Origin of the sequence: Trinickia sp. (assembly GCF_035492435.1) — a bacterium.
Classification (GTDB): Bacteria; Pseudomonadota; Gammaproteobacteria; order Burkholderiales; family Burkholderiaceae; genus Trinickia.
The window spans coordinates 83,843-95,664 of the sequence record NZ_DATJJF010000094.1 but is presented as its reverse complement, the minus strand read 5'-3'; the positions used below and the strand labels follow the sequence as shown (position 1 = coordinate 95,664).

Below are 11,822 nucleotides of genomic sequence, written 5' to 3'. Positions count from 1 at the left end.
GTCCTGCATCTGCCGATGCGCTACGAGGACGAAACCACGCTTACACCGATCGGCGAACTGCTGCCGGGCGAGACGGCGCAGACAGAGGGCGTGGTCGTCGACAACGAGATTGCCTACCGGCCGCGCCGCCAACTCGTGGTGAAGCTGCGTGACGGCACTAGTGACGAACTGGCGTTACGGTTTCTCAACTTCTACGGGTCCCAGGTGAAGCAGATGGCGCTCGGGCAGCGCCTGCGCGTACGCGGCGATGTGCGCGGCGGTTTCTTCGGCCTCGAGATGGTCCATCCGACGGTGCGTGCGGTGGACGAAGACGCCCCCTTGCCGCAGGCGCTCACGCCGGTCTACCCGAGCACGGCGGGCGTCTCGCAGGCTTACCTGCGCAAGGCGATCGACAATGCGCTCGCGCGCACCGCGCTGCCCGAGTTGCTGCCCGCGTCGATTGCCGAGCGCTATTGCCAGCCGCTCGCCTTGCCGCCGCTTGCCGAGGCGGTGCGAACGCTGCATCACCCAGGCGCTGACGCAGACGAAGCGGCGCTCATCGACGGCAGTCATCCTGCCTGGGCTCGCATCAAGTTCGACGAGTTGCTCGCGCAGCAGCTCTCGCTCAAACGTGCGCACGAGGAGCGCCGTCGCCGTACGGCGCCCGCCATGCCGCGCCGAACGGCAAGCGACGCGGAAACGCTTGCCGCGCGCCTCATGCATGCGCTGCCGTTTGCATTGACACAGGCGCAAGGGCGCGTGGTGGCCGAAATTTCGGCCGATCTGGCCGCACCGCACCCGATGCAGCGTCTGCTGCAGGGCGATGTCGGCAGTGGCAAGACCGTAGTGGCGGCACTTGCCGCCGCGCAGGCTATCGACGCCGGTTACCAGGCGGCGATGATGGCGCCGACAGAAATTCTCGCCGAGCAGCACGCCCGCAAGCTGCGCGGCTGGCTCGAGCCGCTCGGCGTGACGGTCGCCTGGCTCGCGGGCAGCCTGAAAGCGAAGGAGAAGCGCTCGGCGCTCGAGGCCGCTGCCTCGGGAGCGGCCTCGCTCGTCATCGGCACCCACGCGATCATTCAGGAGGCGGTGGAGTTCGCGCGGCTGGGGCTTGTCATCGTCGACGAGCAGCACCGCTTCGGTGTGGCGCAGCGGCTAGCATTGCGCGCCAAAGCACGCAATCCGGCACCTGCCGACGGGAGCGACCCAGCCGACGATGCGCGTGAGTTCCAGCCCCACCAACTGATGATGTCAGCCACGCCGATCCCGCGCACGCTTGCCATGAGCTACTACGCGGATCTCGACGTCTCGACGATCGACGAGCTGCCTCCCGGCCGCACGCCGATCGTGACGAAGCTCGTCTCGGATGGGCGCCGTGACGAGGTGGTCGCGCGCGTGCGCGAGGCGGCGCTCACCGGCCGACAGGTGTATTGGGTCTGTCCGCTGATCGAAGAAAGCGAGACGCTGCAACTGCAAACGGCGGTCGAAACGTATGAGACGCTTGTTGCCGCGTTGCCCGAGTTGCGCGTCGGCCTCGTGCACGGGCGGCTTGCACCCGCTGAGAAGGCCGCCGTCATGGACGCCTTCTCGCACAATGAGATTCAGCTGCTTGTGGCGACGACGGTGATCGAAGTCGGCGTTGACGTGCCCAATGCCTCGTTAATGGTGATCGAGCACGCGGAGCGCTTCGGGCTTGCACAGCTGCACCAGTTGCGTGGTCGTGTCGGTCGCGGCAGCACGGCGTCGGTGTGCGTGCTGCTGTATGGCGGCCCGCTCTCGCTGACCGCACGCGCGCGCCTGAAAACGATGCGTGAGACGACGGACGGCTTCGAGATCGCGCGGCGCGACCTCGAGATTCGCGGCCCGGGCGAATTTCTCGGCGCGCGGCAATCGGGCGCCGCGATGCTGCGTTTTGCGGATCTGAACCACGACGCGTGGCTGATCGAACCGGCGCGCGAGGTCGCCGCACATCTGATTGGGGAGCATCCGGAAGTCGTCGGGCGGTATCTTGCGCGCTGGCTGGGTGGACGCGAGCAGTTTCTGAAGGCCTAGCGCTCGCACCCCAAGAGCGCGCATGACTCGGGGTTGCCGCTCAGACGGCTAGGGGCACGGGTACCGCGCTTCACTACGCCACCGCGGCCCGTAAGCTGCAAAATAGGGTACGAGTTACCAGGCGTGCAGTGCGATGCGAGGTTGTTGGCGAAAATGTCACGTTAGGTGTATAAGATAAACCTATCGACGGTATTAATTTGATTGATCTGTAATGACGCTTACTGAACTGAAATACATCGTGGCGGTCGCGCGCGAGCGCCATTTTGGTCGCGCGGCTGAGGCTTGCTTCGTGAGCCAGCCGACGTTGTCCGTCGCGATCAAGAAGCTCGAGGACGAACTCAACGTGCAGATTTTCGAGCGCGGCACGAGCGAAGTCAGCGTGACGCCGATCGGCGACCAGATCGTCACGCAAGCGCAGCGCGTACTCGAGCAGACGCTCGCGATCAAGGAAATCGCCAAGCAGGGCAAGGATCCCCTCGTGGGACCGCTGCGCCTGGGCGTCATCTACACGATCGGGCCGTATCTGCTGCCGACGCTCGTGAAGCGCATGATCAAAATTGTGCCGCAGATGCCGTTGATGTTGCAGGAGAACTACACGCTGAAGTTGATCGAGTTGCTCAAACAGGGCGAGATCGACGTGGCCATCATGGCGCTGCCGTTTCCCGAAACGGGGCTCATGGTGCGCCCGCTCTATGACGAGCCGTTCGTTGTGGCATTGCCGGCCGGCCATGTCTGGGAATCGCGCGAAGTGATCGATCCCGACGACCTCAAGCAGGAAACGATGCTGCTGCTCGGCAACGGACATTGCTTCCGCGATCACGTCCTGGGCGTCTGCCCGGAGCTGATGCGCTTTTCGCAGACGGCCGACGGCATCCAGAAGACGTTTGAGGGCTCTTCGCTCGAGACGATCCGGCACATGGTCGCGAGCGGCGTTGGTATCACCGTACTGCCGCGCATGTCGGTGCCCGACGTCAGGCCGCACGGAGGCGGCCCGGACGCAGGCCTGCTCAGCTACGTGCCATTCGGTGAGCCCGTGCCTGACCGCCGGGTTGTGATCGCCTGGCGCAAGAGCTTCACGCGCGTGCCGGCCATCGACGCGATCTGCGAAGCGGTGGCGTCTTGCAATCTGCCCGGCGTCAAGAAGCTCGAGCTACCCGCCGCAGTGAATTGATGCGGCAGCGCCGGGGCCCGGCACTCCGGCACCCCCATCGGCTATCGAATAAATATGAACTATCAATAACACATATTCGATAGCTGAAATATACTTCCCTCCATGGTGATCGGATTGATCGCACTTGCGGAGGGAAGCCATATGGAAACATCTCCATTGCTAGATGCTTGGATTGCGCGTCCGTCCGCAAGCCGGCATGCGGATTCCCGGTGCTGCGTCGCTCGAACGCCGCCGCGTTTTTTCGGGTTGTCGAAACGCACAGTTGCACCGGCTATCGAGTTAATTGGCAAGTTCAATGCACGTATAGAGCGTTACGCTTATTCTGCATTGTCGCCGTTGGTGCACTGATCACCTTCGTTGACTTTTCGTTTTTTGGTTGTTTTCGCATCGTTAGACTGTACGTGATTCTCGTAGGAGATAAGTAATGTCAGACCGCAGTGATCGCAATCTCACCCAAGCCTCCGGCGCCCCTGTCGCCGATAATCAAAATTCAATGACTGCGGGTGCTCGCGGCCCAGTCATGCTTCAAGACGTTTGGCTCCTCGAGAAGCTTGCGCATTTCGATCGCGAAGTGATCCCCGAGCGGCGAGTGCACGCCAAAGGTTCCGGCGCATTTGGCACGCTCCGTGTGACGCATGACATCTCGCGGTACACGAAAGCGAAACTCTTCTCGCAAGTCGGCAAAGAGACACCGCTTTTCATGCGTTTTTCGACGGTGGCGGGCGAGCGCGGTGCCGCCGATGCCGAGCGCGACGTCCGCGGATTCTCCATCAAGTTTTATACGGAGGAGGGCAATTGGGATGTCGTTGGCAATAACACGCCGGTGTTCTTCATCCGCGATCCGCTGAAGTTCCCTGATTTCATTCACACGCAAAAACGCGATCCGTACACCAACCTTCGCAGCAATGTCGCCGCGTGGGATTTCTGGTCGCGTCATCCCGAATCGTTGCATCAAGTCACGATTTTGATGAGCGATCGCGGAATTCCCAAGAATTACCGCCAAATGCACGGCTTCGGCTCGCATACTTACTCGTTTATCAATGCGAACAACGAGCGTTTCTGGGTGAAGTTCCATTTCAAGTCTGCGCAGGGCATCGAGAACTACACCGACGAAGAGGCGGCACAGGTCGTCGCGGCGGATCGTGAAAGCGCGCAGCGCGATTTGATCGAGAGCATCGATGGCGGCAAGTTTCCGAAATGGCATTTCCGGATTCAGGTCATGCCCGAGGCGGACGCGGCCAAGGTGCCGTACAACCCGTTCGACATCACGAAGGTTTGGCCGCATAACGACTATCCACTCATCGATGTCGGTGTGGTCGAGTTGAACCGCAATGCGGCGAATTACTTTGCCGATGTCGAGCAGGCCGCATTTACGCCGGCTAACGTTGTGCCGGGTATCGGCTTTTCGCCTGACCGTCTGCTCCAAGGGCGGCTGTTTTCGTACGGCGATACGCAGCGTTATCGTCTCGGGGTCAATCATCACCAAATTCCGGTCAACGCACCGAAGTGCCCGTTCCATCACAGCTTCCATCGTGACGGCGCCATGCGTACGGACGGCAACCTGGGTGGCACGGTGAACTACGAGCCGAATCGCCACGGTGATTTCGCGCAGGACCGCAATGCGGCAGAGCCGCCGCTCGCAGCAGGCACGATCGACCGTTACGATCACCGCGAGGACGCCGACTACTACAGTCAGCCGGGCGCGCTGTTCCGTCTTTTCGGTGAAGGTGAGCAGCAGCGGCTCTTCGAGAACATCGCCGGACATATCGATGGCGTGCCCGCCGAGATCGTCGCGCGTCAGCTCGAGCATTTCCGTCGCGCAGACCCGGCCTATGCCGAGGGCGTCGCGGCGGCGATCGAGAAGCGCAAAGCCGCACGCTAAGCAGCGAAACGAAACACGAAGTTGTCGTCTCCCCCGCGAGAAAGGCGGGGGCCTTAGTTTGCTGAAATGTCAGTTGTAATCTGATCAACCGCTTCAGAGGGTTGCTGCTTCACAGCGCTGCTTTCGCCCCGGTGCTGACGGTGCGCAAGGGCCGCACATCGGGTCGCGGCCCATCGTGAGGTTCGTGAGGCAGTAACCTACGCGATGCGTTGACGGCGATAGGGCGTTGCAGCGCCGCGATGCGCGATAGCGCCGCAACGTCCGCCTGGGCTACACTGGCGCTCGCCCGACGCATCGCGCGCTGCCACGCGCGGATTCGTGTGGCAGCGCTTACGGTACCTCGCCGTCTGGAGCCGTTCGCATCTCACTTGCAAGGAACAGCCATGGCAAAAAAGAACGCCGCTACTCAAATCGATATCGGTATCAGCGACAAAGACCGCAAAAAGATCGCAGAAGGACTGTCGCGGTTGCTCGCCGATACCTATACGCTTTACCTCAAGACGCACAATTTCCACTGGAACGTCACCGGGCCGATGTTCAACACGCTGCATACGATGTTCGAGCAGCAATACAGCGAGCTGTCGCTTGCAGTTGATGCCATCGCCGAGCGCATTCGAGCGCTGGGCGTGCCGGCGCCGGGCAGCTACAAGGAGTTCGCCAAGCTTTCTTCGATCCCCGAAGCCGACGGCGTCCCGAGTGCCGAGGAGATGATCCGCCAGCTCGTGGAAGGGCAGGAAGCGGTCGTTCGCACGGCGCGCGCGATTTTCCCGACCACGGATGCAGCGAACGACGAGCCGACCGCCGATCTGCTGACCCAACGCATGCAGACGCACGAAAAGACGGCGTGGATGTTGCGCGCAATGCTCGCGTAAAGTCCGCTAAGGGGTCGTTCAAGGCTAGTTGCGGCTGCGGCTCGCTCGAAGCGGTCGCACATGGCGCTTCGTGCGCCGGATGGCTGCCCCAGCCCTTTTGCAAGTCAGGCGTCCAGCCTGGAAGGCCGCTTCGCCATTGCATCGTTCAAAGGCGGGCGGCCGTGCACGGAGCGCGCCACTCGGATAGCGCAGACCGTTTCGGCTCTACAATACGGCGTCCGGTTTTGCCTGCTGCCCGATGTCGACCCTCATATTCGCTCGTCTCCCGCTTTACCTGCGCTTGATCCGTATGGACAAGCCGATCGGCAGCCTTTTGCTGCTGTGGCCGACGCTCAATGCGTTGTGGATCGCATCGAGTGGCCATCCGTCGCTGTCGTTGCTCGTCATTTTTACGCTGGGCACCGTACTGATGCGCTCGGCGGGATGCGCGATCAATGATTACGCCGACCGAGATTTCGATCGCCACGTCAAGCGCACGGCTGATCGGCCGTTGACGTCGGGAAAGATTCACGCGTGGGAGGCGCTCGCGATTGCGGCGGTGCTGTCGCTCTTCGCGTTTTTGCTGATCCTGCCGCTCAATGGGCTCACCAAGGCGCTGTCGGTGGTCGCGCTTTTCGTGGCCGGCAGCTACCCGTTTTTCAAGCGTTTTTTCGCGATACCGCAAGCGTATCTCGGCATCGCCTTCGGCTTTGGCATTCCCATGGCATTTGCCGCCATAGAGGGACGCGTGCCGATGATCGCCTGGGTCATGCTTGCCTCCAACGTGTTCTGGGCGATTGCCTACGACACTGAATACGCGATGGTCGATCGCGATGACGACCTGAAGATCGGCATTCGCACGTCGGCGATCACGTTTGGTCGCTTCGACGTCGCCGCGATCATGCTCTGCTATGCGGTGACGTTCGCGGTTTATGCGTGGGTTGGCGCCGTGTTGCGCTTTGGCTGGCCGTACTGGCTCGGATGGGCCGTGGCAATCGGCTGCGCGCTTTACCACTACACGTTGATTCGCAACCGCGAGCGCATGTCGTGCTTCGCGGCCTTCCGGCACAACAATTGGCTCGGCGGTGCACTGTTCGCAGGCATTGCCGCGCATTATGTGGTTGGGGGCTTTTGATCGGCGGTGGTCACGGCCTCATCGGCGGCCCTAGGCCTAGGCCATAAGGCCGGCGAGGCGAACAACACGCGTGCCGCAGTGGCTCACTCCATCCCAAGTGACGACGCAATGGCCGCGAGGCAATAGCCGACGCGCTGGTTCCAACAGCTTGCGCGGCGTCGAGTTGCCTCGCACGCGCACGCCATTTTCACGCACGCCATTGCCCGTCTGGAAAGAGTGTCGGTAACCCTTGTATCGACGGGGCATGGCATGCGTGCGCTCACAGCTTTCCGAGTTCGTCGCCCATTTCCTTTGCCCGGGCGTCCGCGGCGAGCACGCCTGCGACAATCGCGTCCTTGATCTTCTCTTTGTCGAACGAGGCGAGCGCAGCGGCGGTCGTGCCGCCTTTCGAGGTAACGCGCTCGCGCAGCACGCTTGCCGGCTCGTCGGATTGCGTGGCCAGCTGCGCTGCGCCCGCGAAAGTTGCCAGAGCGAGCGCGCGGCCCTGATCGTCCGAAAGTCCGAGGCGGCGCGCGGCTTCCTGCAGCGCCTCGATGAAATAAAACACATACGCTGGGCCGCTGCCGGAAATGGCGGTGACTGCGTCGATCTTCGTCTCGTCGTCGAACCAAACGGTTTCGCCGACGGCTCCCAGAACACCAGTGGCCAACGCGCGGCCGGCCTCATCGACGCCCTGCAGTGCGACAAGGCCTGTCACACCCATGCCGATCAGCGCGGGGGTATTCGGCATGGCACGCACGATGCGCGTATAGCCGCCCAGCCAGCGCGCGATGTCGGTGCCGCGAATTCCTGCGGCGATGCTGACGACGAGTTGAGTCGACAGGTGCGCAGCAAGCCCGGTGGCGACTTCCTTCATCACTTGTGGCTTGACGGCGATGACGATGGCGTCATAGGCACGCAGTGTGTCGTCAACCGATGCGGCGGTTTTGATGTTGAACTGCGTTTCGAGTCGTTCGCGGGCTTGGGCGTCGACGTCGATGGCGTAAAGGTCAGCGGCAGCGGTGCCGCGCTTGACGAGGCCGCCAATCAATGCGGCGGCCATGTTGCCGCCGCCGATGAATGCGATTTTCATCAGATTTTGCTCCGGGTGACCTTGGGTGCCCCCCAATCCCCCAAGGGGACTTCCTGCGGGGCAGGGGACTTCCTTCGGGGCGTTGGCCGAGGAAACGTCAAGGTCGTGATTGAAGAAAAAGCAAAACGGATCGAGTTAAGCGAATCCGGGCGGCGCGAGCCTCATATGGCCGTGAGTTGAGCGCGCCGATCCGCGATCAGCCACTGTAGTCGCGATTGCCGAAAATTGCCGTACCGATTCGTACCATCGTGGAGCCTTCGAGCACAGCCGCTTCGAGGTCGGCAGACATGCCCATCGAAAGCGTATCGAGCGCGATGCCCTCGCCACGCAGGTCATCGAATAGGGTGCGCAGCGTGCGATGGGCGGCACGCTGCGCGTCGACGTCTTCGCTGGGTTCGGGGATCGACATCAACCCACGCAGCGCGAGCCGCGGCAATGCAGCGATCTCGCGGGCGAGCGCCGGTGCATCAGCGGCCGCAACACCGCTTTTCGAGGCCTCGCCGCTCACGTTGACTTGCAGGCAGACATTGAGCGGCGGCAAGTTTACTGGCCGTTGCTCGGACAGGCGCTGCGCAATTTTCAAGCGATCGACGGAATGTACCCAGTCGAAATGCTCTGCAACGGGACGCGTCTTGTTCGATTGCAGCGGGCCGATGAAATGCCATTCGACGCGCTCGCGCAGATCAGCAAGCGCTTCGACTTTGGCGAGCGCTTCTTGCACATAGTTCTCACCGAAGGCGGACTGGTTCGCGCCCAATGCCGCACGCACGTCTTCAGCGGGGAATGTCTTCGAGACGGCAAGCAAACGGATCGATGCGGGATCACGTCCCGCGGCCTGCGCGGCGCGGATGATGCGGTTTCGGACTGCTTCGAGGTTGTGAGCAATGTCGGACATGGAGATGCGAGATGCAAGAGGCCAGAGCGATAGAGCGATTCGGCACCATGCGCATTATAAGGACGCATCGGGGCGGCCGGGCTTGAGCCGACTACTGACGGTGGCTCAAGCGGAACAAGTGAGGCACGCCGACAGACAGCCATTGAAGCGGGCGCGATGGGTAGCGAACCATGCCATGTCGTTAGCCGGCTCTCGTTTGAAAGTCCGTGACTCGTCAATTGCAGATCATGCGCTCGACGAGCTCGACCCAATGCGCGACCGGAGTAGCCGTGCCGCTTTGCAGGTGCGTGATGCAGCCGACGTTGGCCGACACGATCATCTGCGGCTCGAGGTCTTTCAAGCTCTCGAGTTTGCGATCGCGCAGCTCATAGGCGAGCGCCGGCTGCAAGATCGAGTAGGTCCCCGCCGAGCCGCAGCACAGATGGCTGTTCACGGGCAGCCGCACGTCGATCCCAAGCTTCGTCAGCACACGCTCGACTTGCCCCCGAATCTGCTGCCCATGCTGCAGCGTGCAAGGCGAATGGAATGCGACCGTATGCACGCCACGGCGCCGCGCCAGTGCGCCCAACTCGGCTTCAAGGTCGCCGATCACCTCGACGATGTCTCGTGCAAGCTCGGAGACACGCCGCGCCTTGCCTGCATAAGCCGTATCGCCGCGCAGCAAATGACCGTATTCTTTTACCGTCGCGCCGCAGCCCGAAGCGTTCGATACGATGGCGTCGACGCCTGCTTCGATGTGCGGCCACCACGCGTCGATATTGCGGCGCGCATCGTCAAGCGATGCGTCGCGATAGCCGAGATGCAGCCGGATCGCGCCGCAACAGCCCGCCTCGCGGGCGATCACCGTCTCCACGCCCAGCGCGTCCAGCACGCGCGCGGTGGCGACGTTGATGTTCGGCAGCATCGCGGGCTGCACGCACCCGCCGAGCAGCAATACCTTGCGCGGGTGCGCAGTCACTGGCGTGCTTGGCCATGGCAGCGGTTGCTGCCGCGGCGGCACCTTGTCGCGCAGCGCACGCGGCAGAATAGGCCGCACCGTCTGACCGAAGCGCATCGCTGGCGCAAAGAGGGCGCTGTTGGGCACGATGCGCGCGAGCAGCGTGCGCATGAGCCGTTGCCTGAGCGGCCGCTGCACTGCCGTGTCGACGTGCTCGCGCCCAATCTCGACGAGGCGTCCATATTGAACACCGGACGGGCACGTCGTCTCGCAACTGCGGCAGGTCAGGCAGCGATCGAGGTGTAACTGCGTGCTGCGCGTGACGGGTGCGCCCTCGAACATCTGCTTCATCAGGTAAATGCGCCCGCGCGGGCCATCGAGTTCGTCGCCCAGCAGCTGATAGGTCGGGCAGGTGGCCGTGCAAAAGCCGCAATGCACGCATTTGCGCAAGATCGCGTCGGCTTCTTCGCCGTCCGCTGTCATGCGTATGAATTCCGCGAGATGGGTTTGCATTGCAAACGCTCGGCCTCGGTCGGTCAAAGGTCCGGGTAAAGGCGGCCGCGATTGAAGATCCGGGCCGGATCGAACGCTGCCTTCAGTCCCCGGTGAATTTTCATGAGTGGCGCCGGCAATGGTGTGAAAACGCCCGCGGTTCGCTCGAAGCTTGGTCCAGAGCGGAACATCGTCGCGTGGCCGCCCGCTTGTTTTGCGCTGATGCGTACCGTCTGAGCATCCGTGTCGGTGATCCACCAACGCTGGGCGCCGTTCCATTCCATCAGCTGTGCGCCTGGCAGCTGCAAGGGCTCGGTGATCGACGGTAGTGCGAGCCGCCAGAGCGCCGCTTTCGGGGGGATCGTCGAGAAAAACGGATCGGTCTGCTCACGCAAGCCTTCCCAGAATCGCTCGGCTTCGACCGCATCGACGACTTCGCCACCGAGCATATAGCGCGCCGTTTTCACGGCCGTATCGGCGCCCGAGAGCCGCACGGCAAGCGTGCCGTTGCGCCAGGCACTCGCCGAAATCGGCAGCGGACGGCCGCACCATTCGTTGAGCTTGCGCACGGCATCGCTGCCATGCATCGAGAACTTCAGCGTGGCCTCTGCCGCCGGACGCGGTAGCACCTTCACCGAAAGCTCGAGTATGAGCCCGAGCGTGCCGAGCGAGCCCGCCATGAGCCGTGCGACATCATAGCCCGCGACGTTTTTCACCACTTGGCCGCCGAAGTGCAGGATTTGACCACGACTATTCATCAGGGTCGCACCAAGCACGAAGTCGCGCGCAGCGCCGGCCGATGCGCGGCGCGGCCCGGCGATGCCGGCCGCGATAGAGCCGCCGAACGTCGCTCCACGGCCGAAGTGGGGCGGCTCGAAGGCGAGCATCTGATTGTGCTCGGCGAGCACCGCCTCGAGCTCGGTGAGCGGCGTGCCGCAGCGGGCGGTTACCACGAGTTCGGCGGGGTCGTAAGACACGATGCCGCTATAGGCGCGCGTATCGAATATGTCCCCCCCAAGGGTTTGGCCGTACCAGTCTTTGGTTCCGCCGCCGCGCAATTGAAGCGGGCGATTGTCGGCCGCAGCCGCACGAACGCGCTCTGCCCACTGCGCGACGATGTCGTCATCTTGCATGGCTTCCCGCTTCGTCTGTCCTTGATCCGGTCGCACCGGCGTATCGTCCAAGTTCTGCGATGTCGCCCCAGGGCCATTGTACGGGCGCATGCCGGCGCGACAACTCGCGATCGACCCGGTTCGGGTTAGCCCCATACTCTTATGGTGAACCGTCGGCAGCACCGCCAAAGACCCCACTAAAGTGCAAAAAACAGGCCGACATCGGGCCGTAGCCGTCGAACCG

At 62.7% G+C, this 11,822-nt stretch carries 9 protein-coding genes; 5 read left to right on the top strand and 4 right to left on the bottom strand.

Annotated features, from left to right (window positions below):
* The 5 genes from recG to ubiA form a co-directional block, all read left to right on the top strand.
* A partial coding sequence (gene recG, locus VL598_RS07080) for an ATP-dependent DNA helicase RecG (protein WP_325325986.1) occupies window positions 1–2,031 on the top strand: 2,031 nt, incomplete at its 5' end.
* 211 nt (window positions 2,032–2,242) lie between these two features.
* A complete protein-coding gene (locus tag VL598_RS07075) occupies window positions 2,243–3,202 on the top strand; it encodes a LysR substrate-binding domain-containing protein (RefSeq protein ID WP_325325985.1) in 960 nt (319 codons plus the stop codon).
* Between the two features lie 424 nt (window positions 3,203–3,626).
* Window positions 3,627–5,084, top strand: coding sequence for a catalase (locus tag VL598_RS07070; protein ID WP_325325984.1), 1,458 nt, complete (start codon window positions 3,627–3,629; stop codon window positions 5,082–5,084).
* Between the two features lie 383 nt (window positions 5,085–5,467).
* Window positions 5,468–5,956 (top strand): Dps family protein, encoded by a 489-nt coding sequence (locus VL598_RS07065; protein WP_325325983.1) that lies wholly within the window; start codon window positions 5,468–5,470, stop codon window positions 5,954–5,956.
* A gap of 250 nt (window positions 5,957–6,206) precedes the next feature.
* Complete coding sequence (gene ubiA / locus VL598_RS07060) at window positions 6,207–7,070, top strand: 4-hydroxybenzoate octaprenyltransferase (RefSeq protein WP_325325991.1); 864 nt, start codon at window positions 6,207–6,209, stop codon at window positions 7,068–7,070.
* Between the two features lie 259 nt (window positions 7,071–7,329).
* Here ubiA and proC read toward each other — a convergent pair whose 3' ends face one another.
* The 4 genes from proC to glcE all read right to left on the bottom strand — a co-directional run bounded on the left by proC (window position 7,330) and on the right by glcE (window position 11,599).
* On the bottom strand, window positions 7,330–8,142 hold the full coding sequence (gene proC, locus VL598_RS07055; protein ID WP_325325982.1) for a pyrroline-5-carboxylate reductase: 813 nt from the start codon (window positions 8,140–8,142) through the stop codon (window positions 7,330–7,332).
* Window positions 8,143–8,338: 196 nt separating this feature from the next.
* On the bottom strand, window positions 8,339–9,037 hold the full coding sequence (locus VL598_RS07050; protein ID WP_325325981.1) for a YggS family pyridoxal phosphate-dependent enzyme: 699 nt from the start codon (window positions 9,035–9,037) through the stop codon (window positions 8,339–8,341).
* 214 nt (window positions 9,038–9,251) lie between these two features.
* Window positions 9,252–10,487, bottom strand: a complete 1,236-nt coding sequence (gene glcF, locus VL598_RS07045) for a glycolate oxidase subunit GlcF (protein ID WP_325325980.1) — start codon at window positions 10,485–10,487, stop codon at window positions 9,252–9,254.
* 23 nt (window positions 10,488–10,510) lie between these two features.
* Entirely contained in the window at window positions 10,511–11,599 is a 1,089-nt protein-coding gene (gene glcE, locus VL598_RS07040) for a glycolate oxidase subunit GlcE (RefSeq protein ID WP_325325990.1), read from the bottom strand.
* Window positions 11,600–11,822: the final 223 nt, after the last annotated feature.

Bases quoted from the DNA above. Each gene is read 5' to 3' on its own strand.
- VL598_RS07075 (WP_325325985.1), top strand. From the start codon at position 2,243: ATGACGCTTACTGAACTGAAATACATCGTGGCGGTCGCGCGCGAGCGC.
- VL598_RS07070 (WP_325325984.1), top strand. From the start codon at position 3,627: ATGTCAGACCGCAGTGATCGCAATCTCACCCAAGCCTCCGGCGCCCCT.
- VL598_RS07065 (WP_325325983.1), top strand. From the start codon at position 5,468: ATGGCAAAAAAGAACGCCGCTACTCAAATCGATATCGGTATCAGCGAC.
- proC (WP_325325982.1), bottom strand. From the start codon at position 8,142: ATGAAAATCGCATTCATCGGCGGCGGCAACATGGCCGCCGCATTGATT.
- VL598_RS07050 (WP_325325981.1), bottom strand. From the start codon at position 9,037: ATGTCCGACATTGCTCACAACCTCGAAGCAGTCCGAAACCGCATCATC.
- glcF (WP_325325980.1), bottom strand. From the start codon at position 10,487: ATGCAAACCCATCTCGCGGAATTCATACGCATGACAGCGGACGGCGAA.
- glcE (WP_325325990.1), bottom strand. From the start codon at position 11,599: ATGCAAGATGACGACATCGTCGCGCAGTGGGCAGAGCGCGTTCGTGCG.